Origin of the sequence: Nostoc sp., from assembly GCF_036916975.1 — a bacterium.
Classification (GTDB): domain Bacteria; phylum Cyanobacteriota; class Cyanobacteriia; order Cyanobacteriales; family Nostocaceae; genus Nostoc.
In genome coordinates this window covers 51,045-74,912 of sequence record NZ_JBALFF010000090.1, presented here as the reverse complement: position 1 = coordinate 74,912, position 23,868 = coordinate 51,045, and the positions used below count along the sequence as shown (strand labels likewise).

At 42.1% G+C, this 23,868-nt stretch carries 23 protein-coding genes and 1 pseudogene; 14 read left to right on the top strand and 10 right to left on the bottom strand.

Going from position 1 to position 23,868, the window contains the following annotated elements:
- The first annotated feature begins 457 nt into the window (after positions 1 to 457).
- A complete protein-coding gene (locus V7K73_RS22745; RefSeq protein ID WP_334883268.1) occupies positions 458 to 1,228 on the top strand; it encodes a hypothetical protein in 771 nt (256 codons plus the stop codon).
- Between the two features lie 370 nt (positions 1,229 to 1,598).
- On the opposite strand, the gene V7K73_RS22740 is transcribed toward V7K73_RS22745, so the two are convergent.
- The gene (locus V7K73_RS22740; RefSeq protein ID WP_334883266.1) at positions 1,599 to 2,453 is read right to left on the bottom strand and encodes a phosphate/phosphite/phosphonate ABC transporter substrate-binding protein; all 855 of its coding nucleotides are present in this window, start codon (positions 2,451 to 2,453) and stop codon (positions 1,599 to 1,601) included.
- 141 nt (positions 2,454 to 2,594) lie between these two features.
- On the opposite strand from V7K73_RS22740, the gene V7K73_RS22735 reads away from it, so the two are divergent.
- From V7K73_RS22735 to mltA, 3 genes are all read left to right on the top strand, one after another.
- Positions 2,595 to 2,885 (top strand): Tll0287-like domain-containing protein, encoded by a 291-nt coding sequence (locus V7K73_RS22735; protein WP_334883339.1) that lies wholly within the window; start codon positions 2,595 to 2,597, stop codon positions 2,883 to 2,885.
- Positions 2,886 to 3,167: 282 nt separating this feature from the next.
- The gene (locus tag V7K73_RS22730; RefSeq protein WP_334883264.1) at positions 3,168 to 3,422 is read left to right on the top strand and encodes a hypothetical protein; all 255 of its coding nucleotides are present in this window, start codon (positions 3,168 to 3,170) and stop codon (positions 3,420 to 3,422) included.
- A gap of 3 nt (positions 3,423 to 3,425) precedes the next feature.
- A complete protein-coding gene (gene mltA / locus V7K73_RS22725; RefSeq protein WP_334883337.1) occupies positions 3,426 to 4,685 on the top strand; it encodes a murein transglycosylase A in 1,260 nt (419 codons plus the stop codon).
- Positions 4,686 to 5,022: 337 nt separating this feature from the next.
- Here the strand turns inward: mltA and V7K73_RS22720 are convergent, their stop codons facing one another.
- Positions 5,023 to 5,892 (bottom strand): DUF5895 domain-containing protein, encoded by an 870-nt coding sequence (locus V7K73_RS22720; protein WP_334883262.1) that lies wholly within the window; start codon positions 5,890 to 5,892, stop codon positions 5,023 to 5,025.
- A 1,066-nt stretch (positions 5,893 to 6,958) separates the two neighbouring features.
- Between V7K73_RS22720 and V7K73_RS22715 the strand changes: the two genes are divergently transcribed.
- Positions 6,959 to 7,459 carry a fatty acid hydroxylase gene (locus V7K73_RS22715; protein WP_334883260.1) on the top strand — a complete coding sequence of 167 codons (501 nt, stop codon included), beginning with the start codon at positions 6,959 to 6,961 and terminating at the stop codon, positions 7,457 to 7,459.
- Positions 7,460 to 7,645: 186 nt separating this feature from the next.
- Here the strand turns inward: V7K73_RS22715 and V7K73_RS22710 are convergent, their stop codons facing one another.
- Positions 7,646 to 7,843 (bottom strand): hypothetical protein, encoded by a 198-nt coding sequence (locus V7K73_RS22710; RefSeq protein ID WP_334883258.1) that lies wholly within the window; start codon positions 7,841 to 7,843, stop codon positions 7,646 to 7,648.
- A 324-nt stretch (positions 7,844 to 8,167) separates the two neighbouring features.
- Between V7K73_RS22710 and V7K73_RS22705 the strand changes: the two genes are divergently transcribed.
- The 4 genes from V7K73_RS22705 (at position 8,168) to V7K73_RS22690 (ending at position 11,234) form a co-directional block, all read left to right on the top strand.
- Entirely contained in the window at positions 8,168 to 9,262 is a 1,095-nt protein-coding gene (locus V7K73_RS22705) for a phosphotransacetylase family protein (RefSeq protein ID WP_334883256.1), read from the top strand.
- Positions 9,263 to 9,626: 364 nt separating this feature from the next.
- Positions 9,627 to 10,130: a DNA recombination-mediator protein A gene (locus V7K73_RS22700; protein WP_334883254.1), complete on the top strand. Its 504-nt coding sequence runs from the start codon at positions 9,627 to 9,629 to the stop codon at positions 10,128 to 10,130.
- A 94-nt stretch (positions 10,131 to 10,224) separates the two neighbouring features.
- Positions 10,225 to 10,623: an MAPEG family protein gene (locus tag V7K73_RS22695; protein ID WP_334883252.1), complete on the top strand. Its 399-nt coding sequence runs from the start codon at positions 10,225 to 10,227 to the stop codon at positions 10,621 to 10,623.
- 119 nt (positions 10,624 to 10,742) lie between these two features.
- On the top strand, positions 10,743 to 11,234 hold the full coding sequence (locus tag V7K73_RS22690; protein WP_118167154.1) for a YajQ family cyclic di-GMP-binding protein: 492 nt from the start codon (positions 10,743 to 10,745) through the stop codon (positions 11,232 to 11,234).
- Between the two features lie 63 nt (positions 11,235 to 11,297).
- On the opposite strand, the gene V7K73_RS22685 is transcribed toward V7K73_RS22690, so the two are convergent.
- Both V7K73_RS22685 and V7K73_RS22680 read right to left on the bottom strand, forming a co-directional pair.
- Complete coding sequence (locus V7K73_RS22685; protein ID WP_334883249.1) at positions 11,298 to 11,855, bottom strand: glutathione S-transferase family protein; 558 nt, start codon at positions 11,853 to 11,855, stop codon at positions 11,298 to 11,300.
- Between the two features lie 11 nt (positions 11,856 to 11,866).
- On the bottom strand, positions 11,867 to 12,328 hold the full coding sequence (locus V7K73_RS22680; RefSeq protein WP_334883247.1) for a hypothetical protein: 462 nt from the start codon (positions 12,326 to 12,328) through the stop codon (positions 11,867 to 11,869).
- 678 nt (positions 12,329 to 13,006) lie between these two features.
- Here V7K73_RS22680 and V7K73_RS22675 point away from each other — a divergent pair.
- Complete coding sequence (locus tag V7K73_RS22675) at positions 13,007 to 13,726, top strand: tetratricopeptide repeat protein (RefSeq protein ID WP_334883245.1); 720 nt, start codon at positions 13,007 to 13,009, stop codon at positions 13,724 to 13,726.
- Between the two features lie 226 nt (positions 13,727 to 13,952).
- Here V7K73_RS22675 and V7K73_RS22670 read toward each other — a convergent pair whose 3' ends face one another.
- A complete protein-coding gene (locus V7K73_RS22670; protein WP_334883243.1) occupies positions 13,953 to 14,363 on the bottom strand; it encodes a hypothetical protein in 411 nt (136 codons plus the stop codon).
- Positions 14,364 to 14,614: 251 nt separating this feature from the next.
- Positions 14,615 to 14,746 (bottom strand): photosystem I reaction center subunit XII, encoded by a 132-nt coding sequence (gene psaM, locus V7K73_RS22665; RefSeq protein ID WP_442936786.1) that lies wholly within the window; start codon positions 14,744 to 14,746, stop codon positions 14,615 to 14,617.
- Between the two features lie 157 nt (positions 14,747 to 14,903).
- Between psaM and V7K73_RS22660 the strand changes: the two genes are divergently transcribed.
- The gene (locus V7K73_RS22660; RefSeq protein WP_334883241.1) at positions 14,904 to 16,157 is read left to right on the top strand and encodes an FGGY-family carbohydrate kinase; all 1,254 of its coding nucleotides are present in this window, start codon (positions 14,904 to 14,906) and stop codon (positions 16,155 to 16,157) included.
- Positions 16,158 to 16,860: 703 nt separating this feature from the next.
- Here V7K73_RS22660 and V7K73_RS22655 read toward each other — a convergent pair.
- Positions 16,861 to 17,283 (bottom strand): 5-methylcytosine restriction system specificity protein McrC, encoded by a 423-nt coding sequence (locus V7K73_RS22655; RefSeq protein ID WP_334883240.1) that lies wholly within the window; start codon positions 17,281 to 17,283, stop codon positions 16,861 to 16,863.
- Between the two features lie 116 nt (positions 17,284 to 17,399).
- On the opposite strand from V7K73_RS22655, the pseudogene V7K73_RS22650 reads away from it, so the two are divergent.
- A pseudogene (locus tag V7K73_RS22650) lies at positions 17,400 to 18,137 on the top strand (dienelactone hydrolase family protein); the annotation flags it as partial.
- A 203-nt stretch (positions 18,138 to 18,340) separates the two neighbouring features.
- Here V7K73_RS22650 and V7K73_RS22645 read toward each other — a convergent pair.
- Positions 18,341 to 19,297, bottom strand: coding sequence for an N-acetylglucosamine kinase (locus V7K73_RS22645; RefSeq protein WP_334883239.1), 957 nt, complete (start codon positions 19,295 to 19,297; stop codon positions 18,341 to 18,343).
- Between the two features lie 267 nt (positions 19,298 to 19,564).
- Positions 19,565 to 19,987: a GxxExxY protein gene (locus tag V7K73_RS22640; RefSeq protein ID WP_334883238.1), complete on the bottom strand. Its 423-nt coding sequence runs from the start codon at positions 19,985 to 19,987 to the stop codon at positions 19,565 to 19,567.
- 57 nt (positions 19,988 to 20,044) lie between these two features.
- Here V7K73_RS22640 and V7K73_RS22635 point away from each other — a divergent pair, with 57 nt between their 5' ends.
- Together V7K73_RS22635 and V7K73_RS22630 are read left to right on the top strand one after the other, a co-directional pair.
- Entirely contained in the window at positions 20,045 to 23,029 is a 2,985-nt protein-coding gene (locus V7K73_RS22635) for a valine--tRNA ligase (protein ID WP_334883236.1), read from the top strand.
- 158 nt (positions 23,030 to 23,187) lie between these two features.
- The gene (locus V7K73_RS22630; protein ID WP_334883234.1) at positions 23,188 to 23,622 is read left to right on the top strand and encodes a hypothetical protein; all 435 of its coding nucleotides are present in this window, start codon (positions 23,188 to 23,190) and stop codon (positions 23,620 to 23,622) included.
- Positions 23,623 to 23,868: the final 246 nt, after the last annotated feature.

The following is a 23,868-nucleotide window of genomic DNA, read 5'->3' as shown; positions in this document are numbered from 1 at the left end:
ACAAATCACAAATGACCAATGACAAATGACCAATGACAAATGACCAAAGTAAAGTTTAGTTGCAAAAAAAATCCCTTCCATCCAGAAGTGATAATTTAATAATTGAAGCTAATAAAGCTTCCCTGGCAGATATAACAGCTGCATTTGGAATGTAGTAAGAGGTAAAAGACGCTGTTTAACTTAAATCTGTCTCGTAAAAACACAGCAACACCCAACGCGAAAACTGCTATTTCCTCAAAGATGGAATATTAGGGGGCGCTGTAATTAGTTTTTATAACTTGTTTACACAAGCGATGAAAGTTAGTACATCCCTGGCTATGATAAACAATGAGAGGAGATAGTTCAGCGAGTAGAGGTTTGGGTGTTGTTGTGTTTAAAGATAAGTCTGAGATAAAGACTCCTCTTGGTGTAAGATTATACGAAGTAAAATAGTGAAAAATAGTTTAAATAGCGCCTTATGTCAATTATTGCGCTCAGAGCGTGGTATTTAGAAGATTACGAGCCGATTCCAGAACTGGAAAAACGTCCGCCAGACATTCGGTTAAGCAAAAAAAGCCTGTTGAGATCAGCATTGCGAGCAGACTTTTTAGAAGAAAGCGACGAAGTTAAGAAATCAACTTGGTTTGGACGCTATCTGGAAGGAGAAAATATTGAATTTTATATTGAAGGTAGTGGTGGCTATTGCGTCGCCAACATTGACTTAATTAGTCATGAAATTTATTTTATCAAACAGGCGCTGTTGGCTCAGTTAGAACCAACGATTTTTTTATCTTATCAAAGAGAGTATGCCGCAGCGACGAATGTTCTCAGAGAAGAACTGCGAAAAAGTTTGGAAATTTTAAACAAGCGATCGCGCCTTCCCCTAACATTAGTCGAATCCTCTCGCCCCACTGATGCTACTGTAAGGATTAACCGCGCGATGATGCGAAAAATCCGTAAAAGTTTGTTATTTATCGCTGACACCACGCCCATTGCTAGTATTGATGGTAAAGAAACTTCTCAACTAATTCCTAGTCCGAATGTCTGTATTGAAATTGGCTATGCCATCCAAAGTAAGAGGTCTGAGCAAATTTTACTAGCGCAAATGCAACGTCCAGACTTTGAAGGACAATTTCCTTTCGACTTACCGACACAGCAAATTTTGCAATTCCAAGACACCGTAGAACTAAATAAAATCCTAACAGAAACGCTTCAAAATCAACTAGCACGATTCAAATTGTTTTTTTGAGCAAGATAATAGAAGATAATATTACTTAGCAAAAATCGAACTATTTATATAGTAATTTTGTACTAAAATTTAACAAAGGTACTATATAAATGATTGAACTAGATTAGGACTTACGCACTGTACAAATTGATTATCTTATGGATTAACGAAAATACATCGTTTCAGGCTTTGAATAATCATCTTTTGATAAATAGCGACACCAAACAGCCCGCCGTAGGCATCGCCTAAACAGTATCCAAAAATCAAGGTTTAAAGCCTTATATCAATTCACGAAAATCCTGATACATATAGATTTCTCGTAGGGGGGATTTTGGGTATTATTTAAGAATCTAAATAAAAGTAAACGCTAAAAAGGTTGATTTTACGTTGATTAAAATAAACGAACGGGTTTATTTTGCAGCTTGGAAGTAATAGAACTGACCCGATCAACCATAGAAATCATGTATTTGTAATCTGGTACTTGTCCATTGGGTACATACCCTACTTCTTCAGCTAAACCTGAAGGCGCATCGCTCATTACTTTACGGATGAACTCTTGACGGTTACGTTCGACATTAGGCCCAATCAAGACAACACCCAATGGTACATAGTGAGGGTCTTTAAATAGGATGCGGAATTGAGTTGACCCCAACTGTGAACCGTAGAGGCTCAATTCAGCCTCCGAGACAGCACAGGCGATCGCTTTTCCCTCAGCGACCAATTCCAGCGCGGCTTTAGGCGTGGGTGCAAATAGAATCTGTGCTAGTGTTGTACCAAAAAGATTGTAAAGTGGAAAATAATATCCTGTTGCTGAACCTAACTGACCTAAAGCGATCGCTTGACCTTGTAGCTGTTTTAAATCGGATATTGGATTGTCTTTGCGAACAACAAAGATTGAACGCAAATTACTAATACCTATTAAAGGAAACAGGGGAACATATTGGTGACGGGCGATTGCGATCGTAGCTAACCCCGGTGGAGCAAATACCAATGACCAAGCACGAGCCTCAAGGCGCTCAACCGCTTTGTTTTCATTAAAAGCAGGCTCTAGCTGAATATATGAGTTTGTTTTTTCACCCAAGTAATTATTAAATTTAGCATATTGGTTAATTATTTCTTCGCCTCCACCATAGTTTATAACACCAATAGTTAATGTGCCTTCAAACTCCCGTGGTGATTGGCAGGCGGCAAATGTCAAACCTAGCAGATTAAACAGAAATAAACGACGAGAAAATCGCAAAAACATTACTAATTATGGTTAAGAAAACAAGTTGGCTTTCAAGACTAATTTAGATAACTTTGACTGCTCCCTAAATAGGTTATATTGCAGCAAAAAATTAATATTTATTTAAATATTCTTGAGATGGTTTATCAGAGGTATAAATAAATATTAGACCCACATAGTAACTTTTTTCATAAAGATGCAACACTTAATCCAACTAATTTAGCAGATAAAGCCGATAGTTTTGAAACTCAACTTCTAGAGGGTTTTCGCAAGGAACCCAATACTCTAGAAATTACTGGCTTTCGCATCTTGTCAGAAACCCAAGTATTTTATATTACGCTACCACTTAAGATTATACAGCAGCAATGTCTGCGGTGTTATTCTACACCAGATAAGTGTCTTACATTCCCTCCTCTTGTGAGAAGTCCTGGTTCCCAAGACTCAAATCTTTAAGAATGCGACACTTACCTAATTAGCTTGGTTTTCACTTACGGCATTCATGGTCAAGACATACAAGACCTTACCAGAAAAATTGGGGATTCGTCATACATTAAGGAACTGGTTAAAAGATTAGGCGTCTAGAGTGAAGAGTCATTGGGCATTGGACATTGAAAAGAGGCAGAGGGGAAACTCTTCTCCCCTGCCCCCTCCTTCCAACCTCCCGTATGCTTACCCTTTTCATTCGGGGGTTAGGTGGTTAACAATGGGTTGAATGTTTTTAAATGATTCAACTTTATGGCTAGAACTGCAAATGAATATGCCGTATACCTCCTACTGGAAAGCGGCCACAGAGAAGAAGTACGTTTTCCGACTATTCAAGAGTTTCAGAAGTGGTATAGTGGCGAACTTGTCCCAAAATCTGCTTCTAATGACTTTATTAGCGTGCCGATCAAAAATATTCAAGGGGAATATATGGTAGTAAGACCTTCTCGGGTTGTCGCAATCCGGGTAGAACCCGTTTTTAGTTCCAGTGTTGAAAGATTCAACTAAATGATGAGAAAAACCTTTGCTTTGCTTTCCTTAAGTCTGGGAATTGCCCTGGTAAACCCTCTCTGGTCGGCTGTTGCTCAGGTTCCTAACTTCCTGCCGTTGCCAGTACCCATAACTCCTGATTTCCCACCTCAGCCAATACCAATTACTCCTGAGATAACGCCACCCCTAAAACCAATCGCTATCGGAACCAATTGTACGTTCCAGCAGACTTGCTTGGGTTTGGATGACCAAATTTGGGGTCAAAGAGGTAAAATAGGCGATCGCAACGCGCTGTTGGCTTCTATTGATAACAGTCTGCTTTATCTAACAAAGAAAGAGGCGATCGCAGCATATCAAAATTATCCGATCAAGGAAATTACCCTTGATCGCGTTCAAAGGAGTTTGCTACGCTTCCGCCAACTGGTTGTTAGTTCCACCTCAGCAGCCCAATTACAAGCTGCTGTCAGTCGAGAGTTTGTCTTTTACCAGTCTGTGGGAAATGATGGCAAGGGTACTGTCAAGTTCACTGCTTACTACGAACCTGTTTATACCGCCAGCCGTGTCAGGACTGCAATATACAAGTATCCTCTTTATCGGCTACCAGCTGATTTCAGCCAATGGCGCAAACCCCACCCAAAACGAATTGATTTGGAGGGGAGGGATGGTTTAAAAGGGAGTAAGAGCAAATTGCACGGTTTGGAACTGCTTTGGTTCCGCGATCGCTTAGACGCATATATGGTACATATCCAAGGTTCTGCCCAAATTAAATTAACTGATGGCAAAACAACGTCAGTTGGCTATGCAGGTGGAACCGATTACCCTTGGACTAGTATCGGCAAAGAACTAGCCAAAGATGGCAAACTTCCACTATCAGGATTGACCTTACCACGGATGATCGCTTACTTCCGACAAAAGCCGCGCGAGTTGAGCAATTATCTGCCACGCTGGGAACGATTTATTTTCTTCCAAGAAACTGGTGGTACCGGAGCTACAGGCAGTATTCATGTGCCAGTAACAGCAGAACGTTCTATTGCTACAGATAAGTCTCTCATGCCACCGGGAGCGCTAGCGCTGATTTACAACTCATTTCCCTATTCTGCTGGTGGTGGCAAACTAGAGAGGCGTACTGTCAGCCGCTTTGTGCTTGACCAAGATACAGGAAGCGCCATTAAAGGCCCTGGCCGGGTCGATTATTTCATGGGTTCTGGTAAACTAGCAGGCGATCGCGCTGGCATTACAGGCGGCAATGGTTCACTATATTATTTGCTGCTCAAGGAATAAAGTTAGGAGTTAGGAGTTAGGAGTTAGGAGTTAGGAGTTAGGAGTTAGGAGTTAGGAGTTAGGAGTTAGGAGTTAGGAGTTTGGAGTTGGGAGTTGGGAGTTAGGAGTTGGGAGTTGGGAGTTTGGAGTTGGGAGTTTGGAGTTTGGAGTTTGGAGTTGGGAGTTAGGAGTTAGGAGTTTGGAGTTAGGAGTTAGGAGTTAGGAGTTAGGAGTTAGGAGTTGGGAGTTAGGAGTTGGGAGTTAGGAGTTAGGAGTTAGGAGTTGGGAGTTAGGAGTTGGGAGTTTGGAGTTATTAATTCAAAACTCATCACTCCTCACTCATCACTCCTCACTCTCTTTAGTACGGCGGATAAGCAAAATCATCTTCATCAGCATAAACATAAGAGTTAGAAACTCCTGCGATCGCCAATTTAGGTGTTTCTGATTTTACAGGTTCCTTGCCAAAATCTTTGTATTCTTCAAAAGTTTTACAAATCATTGCAGACTCAAGAGAATCGGAAGCAATTAAGTATTCTGTTAAAGTCCCAACCGTGGGATGTTTGTAGTCTACAGTTGAAGCTACCAGAACTGTATTTGGTTCAATACCTCTTTCTTCACACTCAATTATCGGGCAAAAAATCCCGTGAGCTTGGAACAAAGGGCCTTTTGGTGTCAAGGGTTGCTTGCGGTAAATGGCATAAGCTTTTTCTAGTTCAGCAACGAATCCACTAACTACTTTGCCTTGTTGATATTCGCTGTAGGTTTTGCTGAAACTCGCTCCGGCGGCACCATTAAGAGTTAGTTGTAGTGGTGATTCATGTAAAAAATTTTTATTCTCTCCCACTAGAAAAATTAAATAGCGAGTAAAGGTTTTAAATTTAAGTTTGTCGGCTAAAAAAGCATCATAATTCTCTTTGAGCGTACCCAGTTTTAACCCACTTTCCCGGTCTTTGACAGACAATGGCCCTCGACGCACTATAACCACGCGTGGAGTAGTGGTAATAAAGACCGTTTCGACTCCAGTGGTGAATTCATGCTTTACTTGTTGCCAATTATCATCTGGCACAAAGCCGACAGCATTAGCATTATCTAGCTTAATGGCCAAACCGTGGGATTGCATACCATCTGTGCCATACCGAGGATTAATCATCTGACACCAGGGAAGGACTTGAGAAGGCGGTGCATTAAATTTCTCGTCTTCAAAGTCGAAATTAGCAGATGCTTTCATCGTTTTAGGCTATCAAAGTGTTTTCTTGAACAAGTTTATCGGCACGCTCAGGAAAGAAAAGCCAGAAGCAGAGCTTTGGTACGAGCGTCACCCGTCCCTTATGCCTCACCCTCAAAAGAAGGGCAAACGTGCCGTCAAACTGGCGTAGTAGTTTTTCCAGATTAAGACAGAATCAATCTATGTTGCAATTCCTGTTTCGTTTTGTAACAACAGATCCTGCTAGGCACTGAGTAATTATTCCTTAGTATTGCCCCCATAAATATAATTTAGGGGCTATCCCGCCGTTGATATCCTGGTATTATTTTGCTGAACTCAAAGCAGGGTTTAAGTAGGTAGACAATAAAGGCGCACTTTGCTAGCGATCGCTAGATTAGATACTCAAAGTTTTTCTGAGTCTGTTGAGCAAATTTTACAGACAAGGCCGTTTTATCAATACCTCCTATTTTCAATAGTGCGACTAATTGACAGTATTCGTTAAGAATCCATTGCTCTAGCGTATTAAGTTGTTTTCATCCGGGGATTTGAAGAGAGGATGATGCTAATTGATAATTTACTATTATCGCATGTAGTTAATTCTAGATTCTCCAAATTTTGCCGTTTCTTAATTTAATTGTCAAGCAACTTTCGTCACCTTGATAACCCAAGCTACTTTGGCATAATACCTATTTCTATAATATTAATAATACTGAAGAACGCCTTAACCTAAATTTGTACTAATTTTAACTTAACCTTTGCTTACGCTGTATGCCTTAGTAAGAAGATTATGTAGTAACTATGGTAAAATACAGTATTCCTATCGGGTTTTAGATGTATTGTTACCATTTATCCAGAGTTAAAAGCCAAATTGGAGGTTCTTACGAGTTGCTGTTTACTGCATTAAGGATTGTAGATTCATGAAAAAATTGCAACTCACCCAATTACATATACTCTGAGCCAAATTAACTGGAGTGTAGACCGATGAAATGCACAGATGATGCAAGCATCATAGAAAATCAGGTGTCTACGCCTACAGCATAAAATTTGCATATTTTTTGTGGAGTTTTCTTAACTTACTTAAGGAGTACAAATGCTTGAGGCTATCGCTGTTGCTTGGATATTACTGTTTTTTGGCGATTTTTTATCTACATTCTTTTACCACGTACCCGAGCACGTTTTTGGTAGCCTACATTTAAAAACGCACCACTCCTGGAAGAAGGACTTCCGCCACTACGCTATTTTGACTTTTAATTCCCAGGTTCTTTTAGATGGTATCTTGGGAGCTTTGCCTTATGTACTTGTAGCAGTAGTCTTGTGGCCTTTCTCTCCGATCGGCGTTATCTCTGGATTACTGCTTGGTCAGTTTCATGTATGGTGGAGACACGTAAGTATACTAGGTTGGCAAACTTCAAAGGCTGTCAATATTTTATGCCAAATTCTATTTATTACTACTCCTGAGAGACATTGGTTACACCATCACAAAACTAATTTGGGTTTCGGTGATATTTTCACGTTCTTTGAACAACCCGCACAAATGTGGTTACGCTGGCTTCGGCTACTTAGACTCCGTTTTCGCTACTCTCGGATTTAACTGAAGCTACTGCTTTCCTAAATACTTTTTAAAAGTAGCAAAATCAGGTGCGATCGCACCTGATTTGGGAGCATCCCAATTGATATCTGATAAACGCACTTTTGCGCTAAAAATACGGACAACACAGATAGCAGTGTAAGTGAAGTCAATAAAAACGGACTCAAACTCACTTAATTGAATCCGTTTTTATTGACTTCTTGCACCAGTCTCAACCAACCGCCTCAGAATGAATTCACCAGGCGTATAGCTCAAGTCTTCTAAAGAAGACTGAACAAGGCTTTGATTCCACGTTTGTTTATAGCGGTTCTCGTTTACGTGAGGTACACCCGTAGGCGCACGGCAGTGCCGTACCCCTACATCTCGTGATATTATGTTGTATTGCATTTGAATGGGAAGCGCTATAGTGGGCTTAAGCTACAAGAATGAGAAATTTATTTTTGGGCGGGCTATGGTGCTAATCGAGAATGCTGCAAGATATCTAGAAGCGCTATAGCAATGATATTTGTTGGTAATGACAAATCTTCAAGGTAGGCGTACAGGTTAGCAGAGCCGACACAAGGAATAATACCTTTCCCCTACCCCTGCTCCCGTAAGAAGCTAATTCTCTTAAACCTTAATTTGTGAGAGCGAGAGGCTTTTGCCAGAAGGAACTAGAATTAGGAAACACCTAGCTGGGTTCTTCTGACTTTTGAAATTAGGAGTGCATGTGTGCCAAAATCCCCTAAATATTTGCTGATTGGATCAACCGAGACTTACAGCGGTAAATCTGCAACTGTTCTGGGTTTGTCTCATCAGCTACAGCAAAAAGGACTGGATATTACCTACGGTAAACCGCTTGGTACGTGTTTGAATTCGTCCAGTGGAACCGTGATTGAGGAAGATGTCCAATTCATCGCTCTTAGCCTCAATTTGCCGGAAAACCGCGTTGCACCTACAATGCTGGCTTTGGATGAACTAAATGTGCAAAAGCGCTTGCGGGGGGAAGACAAAACCGATTATCAGCAGTCTCTAATACAGGAATATTTGCATAAGTCCCAAGGAGATTTAGTCTTACTGGAGGGGCCAGGTGATTTGTCTGAAGGCAATTTGTTTGACTTGTCTTTGCTGCAAATGGCTGAAGTATTAGATGCTGGCGTGCTGTTAGTAGCCCGCTATAAATCGTTGCTTTCGGTTGAGTCGCTATTGGCTGCTAAAGGGCGTGTGGGCGATCGCTTGATTGGAGTTGTGATCAATGATATCCCTGTCACTCAACTAGAGGCAGTTGACACTCTCTTGCGTCCATTTTTGGAACAGCAGGGGATTCCAGTCCTAGCAATGCTGCCCAATAGCGATTTGCTCCGCAGTGTCAGTGTTGGCGAACTAGTCAAACAGTTAAAAGCTGATGTTCTCTGTCGCAACGATCGCATGGATTTGTTAGTCGAAAGTCTGGCAATTGGAGCAATGAATGTCAACTCTGCTGTAAAATATTTCCGCAAACGGCGGAATATGGCAGTGGTAACAGGAGGCGATCGCGTGGAAATTCAGCAAGCGGCTTTGGAAACTTCTACTCAATGTTTAATTCTCACCGGGCAACTACCACCCCCACCGTTCATTCTCAGTCGCGCTGAAGACCTAGAAATACCCATTTTGTCTGTTGACTTAGATACCCTAACTACTGTAGAAATTGTTGACCGCACTTTTGGTCAAGTTCGTATTCACGAGCCGATTAAGGTTCAGTATATTCACAAGTTGATGTCCGAGCATTTTGACATTGACCGCTTGTTATCCAAACTAGGTTTAACTCCGGCAACGGCATTGTCTTAGATTCATTGCTCAGTTATCAGTTAGGAGGCTGTATTACTGGTAAGGGTACAGCTGGCTCGCCGTCACCTCCCAAGGGACGGCGTGCTGTCTCCTTGGGCCCCATAGCTGGCAATACCGTTCGGTTAAGGAAAATTTTTGGTTGAGGGAGGGGGGGCAGTTCGGGTAGAGTTGCTGTTCAAGAAGAGAAGAGACTCTCCTAAATGGCATTAATTACGAAATACATTGCCTAGCCTGGTGTAAGCAAGTAATGGAGTTACTGAACCAAACAATTGAAAATTAGTAGCAATGTTTAACTTAAGTTTTCCTCGCATCTACACGCTGTTTGGTAGAATATCTGGGTCGTTTAATCTGATTTTCCCCATCTTTGAGCCAATCAACAGACCTTATTAACCTAGATACATTAGCGCAAGAACTAGCGACAATCCAGCAAACGGGTTCTAAAAGAATCGCCTTGCTGGGTTCTCGTCACGTCCCGATTACGCATCAGAGTCTTATTGAAATGATGACTTATGCCCTAGTTTTATCGGGTAATCGAATCATTACTTCTGGTGCTACAGGGACAAATTCAGCTGCCATCAAGGGAGCAACCCGGGCTGATGCAAATTTGTTGACAGTGATTCTACCCCAAAGCCTGGAACGCCAGCCTTTGGAATCACGCCAGCAACTAGAACAGGTAATGCATCTAGTCGAAAATCCCAGTAATGATAATCTATCTCTTGCTGAAGCTAGTTACTTGTGCAACAAGGAGATTGTCTCCCGTTGCCAGCAACTAATCTGCTTTGCGTTTCACGACAGCCGCACCCTGTTACAAACTTGTCAGGATGCAGAAGAACAAAGAAAAGTAGTGACACTTTTCTACTTTGATTAGTCATTTGTCATTTGTCTTTTGTCATTTGTCTTTGACTGATGACTGATGACTGATGACTGATGACCTATGACTAATAACCAATGACTAATAAGTAATGATAATTTTTTTGTACTCGATCGCTGCTGCTGCCGTTCTAATTTACGTGCCATTTTTGCTAGTAGCTTATGGCCGTGTGCGTATGGGGTATGAAACGTTTTCTACTCCTCGCGCGATGTTTGATAAATTGCCACCTTATGCCCAACGAGCTACTTGGGCGCATCAGAATACCTTTGAAGCGTTTATGGTGTTTGCGGCAGCAGCATTAATGGCTTATGTAACTGGTGTAAATTCTTTTACAGCACAAGTGGCTGCGATCGCCTTTGTGGTAGCCCGTTTGCTATACTCAATTTTTTATATTTTGAATATACCCCTTTTGCGATCGCTGATGTTTGCCATTGGCATCCTTAGCTCTGGCACTCTCTTTTTCTTGAGTATCATCCAAACTAGTAAGTAGTTAATTGCGGAGTGGGAAGATGAGGGAGCAGGGGGAGAAGAAGGAGAACTTGCAACAAGTCTTTCCCCTTGTTCCCAATTCCCAATCCAAAATCTAAAATCTAAAATCCAAAATGTTTTATGGCTTCTACTTTTTCTTTTGACATTGTGAGCGACTTTGACCGACAAGAGTTGGTTAACGCAGTCGATCAAGTTATCCGAGACATCAAAGGTCGTTACGACCTCAAAGACACTGAAACGACCGTCGAGTTAGTCGAAGAAAGCATTAACGTTAGTACTGACAGCGAGTTTACCTTAGATTCTGTACACACCATTCTGCGGGAAAAAGCCGCCAAGCGTAACCTCTCCCAAAAAATCTTTGATTTTGGCAAAGTTGAATCAGCCAGTGGTAATCGCGTGCGTCAAGAAATCAAACTCAAAAAAGGCATAAGTCAAGAAATCGCCAAACAAATCTCCAAATTGATTCGAGACGAATTCAAAAAGGTACAAGCCTCAATCCAAGGGGATGCTGTGCGGGTTTCTGCCAAATCTAAAGATGACTTACAAGTAGTCATGCAACGCTTGAAACAAGAAGACTACCCAGCTGCTTTACAATTTACAAATTATCGTTAACAGATTCGTAATTCGTAGTTAAGAATTCAATTACGAATTACGAATTACGAATTACGAATTATTTTAAGCCCGTCCGCCAATACTTTTTTGAAATGCCGGACGATCAGATAACTGCTTCATATAGTTCAACACCTCTGGGTAGGAACTGAGGTCTAGCTTTAGCAGGATGGGAATGTAATTCAGAATAGACCCCACTGCCACATCAGCAACAGTGAACTCATTACCCAGTAAAAAAGGTTGTTTACTGAAAATTTCATTTAAGGGAGTCAACAAGCGGGACATTTCCCGCTCCCGATTTTCCTCTCCAAAAATCCCTGGGCCAAGGCTAGCATTGGCAAACAATACCCATTGGCAAAATACAGCAAGTTCCTCTGGTGAAAGTGGAGTTTTAGCGTACTTATCGGCAAGATACAATAAAATTGCCCCAGATTCCCAAATTTTAAAATCCCCGTCAACAATTGCTGGAACTTTACCAAATGGGTTAATTGCCAAATATTCAGGTTTGAGGTGTTCACCTGCCTGCATATCAAGTTTGACAAATTCGTAGGGTACTCTTAGTTCCTCTAAATACCAGTGAACAATTGACGCTCGACTACGAGCGCCACCGTAAAGTTTGAGCATAATTAATTACTTTAAAGAACTTTGTGAGTGTGAGAATGTTGTTTAACGTTATCTTCTTTGGTGACAACTCTAGCGGCATTTAATACCCGTTTGCGTTCAATAGAATACTTAAATTCGCTGTAGTTTGTACCTAAGGGAATTAAAGATTTTGCAGATTCACGACGTTTGTAGGTACGAGCTGCTGCAAATGCCCGTGGCACAAATTCTTCGCCAAACTGAGCCGATGGGAAGCCATCTGGCAAGAGTTGTGAATCGCCATCAAGCAGAGATCCCAAAGTTGTGGCATGAGCCAGCTTATAGGACGTAGGAATGCCCTTTAAGAGCGCTTCCAAAGCCGCAGAGGGAATCGGTTCTATAACTTCGATTTGATAAACTTCTCCATCTTCTTTGACGAAGCAGGTTGCCAAGCCGATAACAATGTAATCATCGGTTGCTAAATCAGGGGCATTGGGATAGGAAATTGCGGTTGTCATCGGAAAACTTCTCAAAATTTAAAAATTGGATTTAGGGAATGGGGCATTGGGCATTAATTATTCTCCCCTTGCTTCCTCATCCCCTCTTTAATGAACTTTGGGGGTTTAAGTCCCCTGTCTCTACAGGCAGCACGTTTTGATGCCTCAATCTAAATCCCCCGAAGTTTTGTGGACGGAAACCGTCCCCACAAACTTCTCTTCGTCACAAAACGTAATTGCGAATTGCGAATTGCGAATTGCGAATTGCGAATTGGTTTAATGAACGGCTTGTTGGCATTCTACCAATTTGCCGCTCTTACTACTTGACTAGCCTTTGAGATTGACATCTGCTATTTCTGGAATTCACCCTGGGGATGAAGTATTCATGATTAGGTTTGAGGATTAATTGTTTATCTAGGGCGTAGATTTATGTTGTGCGGCTAGGTTAAGTTCTCTCTTGAGATAGCTTTCATGTAACCCTAAATACTTTAAAAATAAACATAGTAGTAAAACCACTAAGTAAGTGGGCGCAAATAATCATCACTGGTTCGTAGTTGCGCTTTAGCGCTAAAGCGCAACTACGAGCCAAATACAGAGATTTTACTTTTCGTTATATAGTTTGGTTTTATCTTGTCTACCTACTTAGCAGACAAAAACTAAATTTTGATTCCACTAAGCACGGATTTATTATAGGTAAATATGAATATTCACTCATTTTTAGCTGATGGTGACCAGCAAAGTAGCAAATGTAAAATTGTTTTAAATATTACACTTGAAGCCCAAGCCGAGAGGAAAAATGACACTGGTAAATCTGTTTTAGGCGATCGCTCCTTACGCTCTTGTGCTTTGAGGTCGGCTCAACAAGGAGATTATACCGAAGCGATCGCACTTTTGGGGCAACTAATTTCCCGCCATCCCGACAATGCCATTGATTACAACAACCGGGGGCTAATTTATTTCCAAAGTGGTGAAAGGCAAAAAGCGCTTTGTGACTATAATACCGCCCTCAAACTTAATCCCTATTTAGCTAGTGCTTATAATAATCGGGCAAATTACTACGCGGCTTGTAAAGAATTAGCAGCAGCACTTGCGGATTACGATCAAGCGATTGATTTGAACCCTTGCCATGTCCGGGCATGGATTAACCGAGGCATTACCTGGCGTGATTTGGGGCAATATGAGGTGGCAATAGAGAATTTTGAGGTAGCACTGCTTTTTGGTCAACTAGAAGGTCATATCTGGGCTGAACGCGGCAGGACTTACCATCTTTGGGGTGACTGGAATTGTGCGATCGCTGATTATCGTCGCGCCCTCACTCAACTGCCCTCTATCGACAACAGTAAGGATATTACTGGTTATCGCTTGCGTTTACAACTCGAAAATTGGCTAAACGAGTTGCTATTTGCATCAGCGTCCTAATTGGTAGATTAGTTCTTCTGGGGGATTCAAAATTCAAAATAAATTATTAAATTTTGAATGAGATTTTAGTGACGCTGTATCGCTAATGACTAATAGATGATAGCTACATAGCTATTCAAAAATTAGCTATTAACCATTATTTATTAGCAATAATATAAATTAACACCCGGTTTATACGTAGCCTGAATCACAAGAAACTTAAATAATCCGAAATTCGCTATTTATCTTAGGGTGATGACTCTGTTTGTTCATCTTCTTTGCGATCGCGATTCATCAACACGACCCGACGCTGGCTAGGATCAAATCGGTATCCTTGTTCTTGCATAATACTTTTAGTTTCCTGAGGATCGAAGTTACGGCTAAATTGCACCTGCAAACCATCGACATGTCCTTCCATCTGCTTGACTTCAGTACTAATTTCGCGCAACTTTTGTTGCTGTGACCAATGATAAGGCAAAAGTTGTGATAAGGCTGATGCTGCAACGGCTGTAATCACAAGATTAACTGTTATTTTGGCTGTACTTTCCAATGCCATCACCTGGTAAGAACGCTGGCGAAGATGCCGTTTTGGTCGAGGAATGACCCGGCGTTTTTGTATAGGTTGTAACGGTGGTCTGGAGGGTTGAATCGCGTTCATAATGCTAAAAAATAACCTCGCTGAGTGAAGGGAAGCACTGTAAAAGCTCTCTAGCGCTAATTACTGCTGATTTAGCTGTCATATTACTTCATTTTTTTGAAATAGCTACAAGTGTTGTACCAGTTAAAAAATAACCTGGCTTACGTAAGTGCCAGTTTCCTAGATACTTGTGGCTTTATGCCACAAGTATCTAGAAATTGCACCCCGTACTGCCAGGATTATTAGCTTTTTAACTGTGTCACATCGTAGGCTTATTTGTAAAGTTCTGTGGCTAATCGCCAAGCTAGAACTCCTGGAATCAGCGCCACAACTAGAGCGATGTAGACTTGAGTATCTGAGATGGAAGATATCTGAGCGATGTACAGAGTATGTAAGATAGGCATGGCTGAAAACCTCCTAACCTGAATAGATTTTGAACAGTTCGTTTACTACTTTTCCTTGTTTTGCCAAGATTGGGGAATATCTTGTTACAAGATGCAACAAAAGCAGTCATTAATCAGTAGTACTTAGTGATTATTTATTAAAAAAATTCATAAAACTATGGATTTGTATTTGGGTATCGACTTTGGCACCTCTGGCGCACGCGCTATGGTGATTGATCGGGAAGCTAGCATCCAAGCACAGGTGCAATATCCCTTCCAGGACTCAGCAGCCGCCGTTACGCCAAAAATTTGGCAAGAGGCTTTGTTTGTGCTGTTGGAACAAATACCTAAGCAATTGCGGCGAGAAATTAAAGCGATCGCAATTAATGGTACCTCTTCCACCGTCTTACTAGTCGATGCTGCTGGCAATCCAACAGATGCACCCCTGTTGTACAACGATACGCGAGGATCATTGGTGCTAGAGCATTTGAGGAGTATTGCACCCCCCAATCATACCGTGTTGAGTGCCACCTCCAGCCTAGCCAAACTTTTGTGGATGAGGCAGCAACCCGCTTTTAGTGAAGCTAGATATTTCCTGCATCAAGCAGATTGGCTGGCGTTTCTCTTACATGGACAGTTGGGGATTAGCGATTACCATAATGCTTTAAAGCTGGGTTATGACGTAGAAGAGTTGAAATACCCAGAATGGCTAGAATTGCTGCAAATACCGATTCAGCTACCCAAAGTTTTAACTCCTGGAACTCCGATTGCCGAATTGCGTCCTGAAATTGCGGATAAGTTCGGTTTACGCCGTGATTGTCTCTTATGTGCAGGTACAACTGATAGTATTGCCGCTTTTCTCGCCAGTGGGGCAAAATTACCTGGTGAAGCCGTGACTTCCCTTGGTTCAACGTTGGTACTAAAGTTGTTAAGTCGTACCCGACAAGAAGATGCCAGATATGGAATTTACAGCCATCGGTTGGGTGATTTGTGGCTGACTGGCGGTGCTTCTAATACTGGAGGTGCAGTACTAAAGCAATTTTTCACAAATGCTGAGTTAGAAAGCCTTAGCTGTAAGATTGATGCTTCAATTGCCAGCGAGTTAGATTATTATCCGTTGTTGAAGGCAGGCGATCGCTTTCCGATTAACGATCCCAATTTACCGCCACGATTGTCACCACGCCCAAATAATCCAGTGGAATTTTTGCATGGATTGTTAGAAAGCATTGCCCGCATAGAAGCGCGAGGGTATGAATTATTACAGCATAAAGGCGCAGACAAATTGAGCCGTGTTTATACTGCTGGTGGTGGTGCGGCGAATGAAACTTGGACTGGAATTAGGGCGCGTTATTTGCAGGTTCCTGTAGTAGCCTCAGTCTACACAGAAGCAGCTTACGGGACGGCGCTGTTGGCAATGGGGAAACAGGGGTAATTGTACAACTATCTTTTCGTAGATATTTTGTAAATCAGTATCTATCCTAGTGACAATCTAGATATCTCGGCCGATACTGTGATTATTAGATACCGGACTATAGATTCCAGGTTCACGATCTGGGCAGCTATTCGGGGATGGGTGCTTCGCAGCAAGCGAATGTCATCTGTCCCCTTTATTAATTATTGGTGTGAATTCTAAGGGAATGTTTTAAAAGTGGTTGGCTGTAATTTTAGGCACTGGTTGATCCCCCCTAACCCCCCTTAAAAAGCAGGGCTGTTTCATTCCATTTCAAACAGGATTTGTCAAGATGGTTAGCGAGAAAAATTGTAAGTGAGGGTGACGATGAGATGAACTTTTAAGCACTTAAACAACAGTAAAATTGTTCATTTTATCGGCACGTTAGTAACAAAATAATCAATTTTTAATCGCTAGAAACCTTGATTTTTCTAGCTATTTAGGGAATGAAACAGCCCTGCCCTTAAAAAGGGGGCAACCAGAATCAAAATCCCCCAATTTAGCAGGGGATTTAGGGGGATCTAATACGTTTTGCTACTGACTAGAGGACTTTTAAAATATTCTCTCAGGCGATAGGCTTGGGTTAAGGCTAATAACTAACTCTTTATTTTTTAACGAACCGCAGAGGCGCAGAGGACACAGAGAGAAGAAATGCTTAACTCAAGTGTATTGAGTTCTGAGGGGATTAGGAGAAAAGAAAAAGGTTTTTTAAGAAGGTTTGGCCTGCGCGATCAAGATTATCATCTAGGGAAAAGGTGAGGCTGCGGACTCGGATTTGATCGCTTTTAATATCTAGTGGCTGTGTCAAGTCTTTGGGGTATATCAAAAAGGCTTGCTTGCATTTTGTTGTGTTGGCGTAGCTGATCATTTGATGAATATCTGTATATCCTGCCTGTTCAGGGGCTTTATACTTTGTATCCAAAACTATTAATAAATAAAATGCTAGCGTACAAACACGTAAAGATATGATATGTGGTTGCTTAGTAGTTAAAGGCGGGCAAGATGCCCACCCTACAAGATTGAATAATTTATTTGTTAGAAGTCCTTTACTGTAGATGCAGGTTTTACTAGGTGTATTAAGGCGATCGCCACTAACTTCACTGGGCATATTAAACGATCGCAGTCATAGTAAAATAAAGCAAAATTGTAGGTTAAAAGTAACCGGATGCTGCGGCGCTACAGTGTAAAAGCTAATGACAGCAAGCATAACACGGAGATAAAAAAGTGCAAATTACTAAGCGCAATGGTGAATTAAGAGTAAATGGCAGCTTAATGCGTGTTTATGTAGCGGCTCCCAAAGCAGCCGGCAAATACCCTGGTATTATCTTCTACAGTGATATTTATCAGTTAGGTGATGCAATGATTCGTCTAGCTAACTATTTAGCAGGATACGGCTATGTAGTAGCAGCGCCAGAAATTTTTCACCGAATAGAACCAGTTGGTTTAGTAATTGAGCCAGACGATATCGGGAGGATGCGGGGTAATGACGATGCGCGTCAAACCTCCGTAGCTGATTATGATGCTGATTGCCTTGCTGCGATTGAATTTCTGAAAACAGAGAGTGCAGTTTCTCCAAATCAAATAGGCACTCTCGGCTTTTGTATTGGTGGACATTTAGCTTTTCGCGCCGCATTTCAAAGCGAAATTCGGGCTTGTGTCTGCTGTTACCCGACTGGTATTCCTAGTGGTAAACTGGGTAAAGAGGTAGCTGATACAATCGGGCGGGTAAGTCAAATCAAAGGCGAAATGCTAATGGTATTCGGTACTCTTGATCCTCATATACCAGATAGCGATCGCCAAACCATAATAAAAGCAATTGAGAACGCTAACATACCTCACCAAGTTTTATTATATGAAGCAGAACATACATTCATGCGCGACGACGGTTATCGTTATGATTCTAGTGCTACCACTGCTGCATGGTCTGAAATAGTAACTTTCTTAGGGCGCATATTTGCAGATTCAAAACTTCTATTCTGGAAGCATCCGAATGAGTGCTTAAATATTTTCCCTCACCCCCAGCCCCTCTCCCACCTGAAGGGAGAGGGGAGACATAATTCTAGTTCCCCGAATCCCATATGAAGGGAGAAGGGGTTAGGGGATGAGGGCAAACACAAAGTTTTTGCACCTGACGGGATGCTCCCTCTATTCTTGCTTTTTTGTCGTCAATTTCGAGTTGTCTGCAATGCTAATAAAGCAGCACCATAAGCAGATTCATCCCTCGGAAAAATCACCTTTACATTAGGAAACTTCTTAGCAATTGATGCTGCAAATCTTTCATGGATCTTGCATCTACCGCGCCATACACTTCCCGTTGTGACTACTTCTAAAATTGAGTCGGCAGTAAAAATTGCGTCAATTACTGTAGATGTAGCTTTCACTAATTCTTTTACAGCATCATCAATTATGATATTCGCTATTATATCACCTGACGCGGCGGCAAAATCTACAACTGGTGCTAAAGCCGCTATCTGTTTAATTCCCCATCTTCGTCGATATATTACTTCTATTAAATCTTCGATACTTTCCAAATCAAGATGCTGTTTGAAACCCTCTAGCAAACTCGTTGATATTTCTCGCCCATCATCAGATTTTAATGCTGCGTTCATGCGTGCGATCGCAATTTTATAAGCACTACCTTCATCTCCTAGAATATATCCCCAGCCGCCGACTCGCTTAGTATGTCCTGCATGATTTCGGCCAAAAACTATCGAACCAGTACCGGCTGCAACCACAATTCCTACAGTTTGACCAATTCCACCAACTAAAGCAATTAAAGCATCGTTACAAATTACAATATTTGCTGGCTGTAATCCCCAACGAATAGGCAATTTGTTATTCTGTAACTCCTTAACTAAACCTTTTACTACTTCGATATCTGCTGCACGACCTACACCTGCTAAACCCAGACATATCGCGTCAATCTTCAGAGTATTTGTAATCATTGCTGCATCAACCGCATTATGAATTGCAGATTGAATAGATTGTAAAGTTGCTTCGATACCTATACTCTGATAGTTAGATGGCCCTGCTTCACCGCGGACTAGCACTTGACACAAATCATCCATCAAAACACAAACAGTTTTGCTACCGCCGCCATCTATCCCCAAAACATAACTCATATAGCAGCCCTAACTCATTTCTCAAAATCTCTATTTCTTATCTGTCTGTGTTCTCTGCGCCTAATAAGGTTCGATTAGAAACCTATTTTTCACAACTTATGTAGAATTGCTATAAATTGCAATAAAAAATTGACAAAAACTCTATAACCCTAACCTCTCACCGATGGAGTATGCCGGAGGTGAAATAGAGGTGTCCAAGGGGAAGTTGTTTGGTGTTTCATGGGTTTGGGGAACGAACCGCAGAGGCGCAGAGGGCGCAGAGAGAGATTAAGAGAGGATAATGCGTTTGATGCCGTCTTTCAGGAGGGAGACGTTAAAGTTGATGAGAAGGGCTAAGGGGTAATTAGTCATTTTAAGGTATGAGAGGACTTGAGCTTCGTGGATTGGGGCTAAATTTTGGACAGCTTTCAATTCCACAATTAGACAATTGGCAACCAGAAAATCTAATCTACCCTTGCCTACTTCATGTCCTTTGTAATTAACTGTTACCGACTTCTGAACCAGATGAGGTATCCCGCACCTGAAAAATTCTATAATTAGCGCCTCCTTATACACCTCCTCCAAAAACCCTGGCCCCAACACCCTATGTACCTCAATCGCCGCCCCAATCACCTTACCTGTAAGCTGATTCATCTCCTCTCCTAACTCTCTTCCCTCCGCGTTCTCTGCGCCTCTGCGGTTCGTTTCCATCAATCCCTCTCCAACCCTATGGCAAAATTTATTAAAGTCCTTCCTTAGTTTTCCCGCATGACCGCAACCATCCCCAATCTCCCCAGCCTCTACGACCCCTTTTCCACCGAAGCCAAATGGCAAAAATTCTGGGAAGACAACCAAATTTACAAAGCTGACCCTAACAAAGGCGGTGAACCCTACTGCATCGTCATTCCCCCACCGAATGTCACCGGCAGCTTACACATGGGTCACGCCTTTGAAAGCGCTTTAATTGATACCCTCGTGCGCTACCACCGGATGCAGGGACGCAATACCCTATGGCTACCCGGAACTGACCACGCCAGCATTGCTGTGCATAGTATGCTGGAAAAGCAACTCAAAACGGAGGGTAAGACTCGCTACGAATTGGGGCGCGAAAAATTCTTAGAACGCGCTTGGCAATGGAAGGCGGAGTCTGAAGGAACGATTCTTAATCAGCTACGACGCTTGGGTGTCTCGGTGGACTGGTCACGGGAAAGATTTACCCTGGATGAGGGTTTATCTAAAGCTGTTGTCGAGGCATTTACTCGCCTCTACGAGGAAGGCTTAATTTATCGTGGTGAATATTTAGTTAACTGGTGTCCAGCTTCCCAGTCGGCGGTGTCTGATGTGGAAGTGGAAAATCAAGAGGTGAATGGGAATCTCTGGCATTTCCGCTATCCGCTTACAGATGGTTCTGGTTTTGTAGAGGTGGCGACAACTCGACCAGAAACGATGCTGGGTGATACGGCTGTAGCAGTTAATCCCAATGACGATCGCTACAAACATCTCATTGGCAAAACTCTAACTCTGCCCATTCTACAACGAGAAATTCCGATCATTGGCGATGATTTTGTTGATCCCACTTTCGGCACAGGTTGCGTGAAAGTAACTCCCGCCCATGACCTCAACGATTTTGAAATGGGTAAGCGTCACAATCTGCCGTTGATTAACATTATGAATAAAGACGGCACTCTCAACGCCAATGCCGGGGAGTTTCAAGGACAAGACCGCTTTGTTGCCAGAAAAAATGTGGTTTCTCGCTTAGAAGCAGATGGCTTTTTGGTGAAGATTGAAGATTATAAACATACCGTTCCCTACAGCGATCGCGGTAAAGTACCTATTGAACCTCTCCTCTCAACTCAGTGGTTTGTCAAAATTCGCCCCCTAGCTGATAACACTCTCGAATTCCTCGACCAGCAAACTTCCCCAGAGTTTGTCCCCCAACGCTGGACTAAGGTCTATCGTGATTGGTTAGTAAAACTCAAAGATTGGTGTATCTCTCGCCAATTATGGTGGGGACACCAAATCCCCGCTTGGTATGCTGTCAGTGAAACGGATGGGCAAATTACCGATAATACGCCCTTTGTAGTGGCGAAATCGGAATCTGAAGCTTGGGAAAAAGCTAAATCACAATTTGGCGAAAATGTCAAGTTAGAACAAGACCCAGATGTGCTAGATACTTGGTTTTCTTCTGGACTCTGGCCATTTTCCACTTTGGGCTGGCCGGAACAAACTCCAGATTTCGCAACTTACTACCCAACTACTACTTTGGTGACAGGCTTTGATATCATCTTTTTCTGGGTAGCCAGAATGACCATGATGGCTGGGCATTTTACGCAGCAAATGCCTTTCCAAACGGTTTACATTCATGGCTTGGTGCTGGATGAAAAAGGCCAGAAGATGTCAAAGAGCAAAGGTAATGGCATTGACCCATTGTTATTAATTGACAAATATGGTACTGATGCGCTGCGGTATACCCTAATTAGAGAAGTGGCTGGCGCTGGTCAAGATATCCGCTTAGAATACGATCGCAAAAAGGATGAATCAGCATCAGTAGAAGCATCGCGCAACTTTGCAAATAAGTTGTGGAATGCTGCCCGGTTTGTGATGATGAATTTGGATGGACAAACGCCGCAACAATTGGGGAATCCAGTCGCTATCGAATTGAGCGATCGCTGGATCATCTCGCGGTATCATCAAGTTGTCAAACAAACTACCAATTACATCGATAATTACGGTTTAGGAGAAGCAGCTAAGGGATTGTATGAGTTTATCTGGGGCGATTTCTGCGATCAATATATTGAACTGGTGAAATCCAGATTGCAAGCAGATGCCGAACCAGTATCGCGGCGCGTAGCACAGCAAACTCTCGGCTACATACTCGAAGGGATTATGAAACTCCTTCATCCCTTCATGCCTCATATTACCGAAGAAATTTGGCAAACTCTCACCCAACAATCAGCAGATTCACCGCAAACTTTACCATTACAAATCTATCCCCAGGTAGATGCAAACTTGATTGATAAAGCTTTGGAAGAACAATTTGAATTACTGATTGCTACTATCCGCACAATTCGGAATTTGCGGGCTGAAGCGGATATTAAACCAGGGGTAAAAGTAATAGCGAATTTGCAAACTGAAAGTGAGAAAGAGCGAGAAATTCTCACTGCTGGACAGTCTTATATTAAAGATTTGGCGAAGGTTGAGACTTTAACTATTACTGACAAAGAAAAAAGCCAAACTGTTGCAGTTAAAAAACCTCAGAGGGGTTTGAAGACAATTGGCTTAATTATCGTGGCCATTGTCTTTGGTAGATTGGGTTTAGCTGCGGGAAATGCCATTGATGACATTCCCATCTTGGGAACTTTCTTTGAACTAGTTGGTTTCGGTTACACAGCGTGGTTTGTTAGCCAAAATTTACTCACTCCTCAAGCAAGACTTAGGTTATGGAGCCGATTTTTCCCGCAGAAAGAATTAGAACAACCACAAGAATCAGAAAATGCGATCGCAGGTGTAATTGGTACAATACAAGTGCTAATTCCTCTAAGCGGTGTGGTAGATATTGAAGCTGTGCGTGCCAAGCTAGAAAAAAGCTTGAGTAAAGCTGAAGCCGAAGTTCAATCCCTGAGTACCAGATTAAACAATCCTGGTTTTGTAGATAGAGCTAGGGCTGATGTGGTACAGGGAGCGCGGGATGCCTTAGCAGAAGCACAAAAGCAAGCTGAAATTTTGCGCGATCGGCTCAAGGGATTGTCGTAGCGATCGCCTGCGTGGCTTAGGATAACTGTAATGGGTAATAGGAGTATCAATAATTCCCAATTACCCATTATCAATTAAGAAAATATCAATTTTGGCATTTATTATTTTATATTAATTTTTTTTAATTTTTAATTTTGAATTGGAGCAAAGCGACCCTCATGCTATATCTAGCCCAGGTGCGTAAAAACGATTTTTTAGAGCAGCACCAGTTACGCTTATTGGCGCGTCAAGAAGCTGATAACTTGTGGGCGATAATTCCAGAAGAGGCTTTCATTTTGCTAGGAAAGGGAAAGATTATGAGTGAGAACTTGCTTGTTTTGGTGGAACTTTCCCCTACAGGCGACATTGAAAGACTAGAAGAAGCCACCAACTGGGTACTCCATTTGGTACAAAGCTACCTCACTATAGGCATTACCCCAGAATTTTTGCAGCACGAAGCCGAGCGAGCAGAACATTGGCGACAATCCCTGACGTTGCAAAACCAAGATTTAGCGCGGCGTTCCTTAGAATTGGAAGCTCGTCGTGAACAAATTCAAGCCTTAGAAGAAAGCCTCAAACGCGAAAAAAATGGTTATCCCCAAGAGGAAAGTTAAAAGTTTGTAATTCTATTGCCCATAGGGCTATTTCATTCTATACATAAACTGCCCAGAACTAAAGTTCCTGGCTCTTAGCTAAAGTCCATTAAAACGGACTAGAACATGAGTCTCAGTCATCAAAAGATGAATGAGTGCTATAAGAGAGGTGAATTCATTCTGAGGCGGGCTAAGTAAGTCGGCGCAAATAATCATCACTGGTTTGTAGTTGCGCTTTAGCGCATCTTTATCCGGATGCGCTAAAGC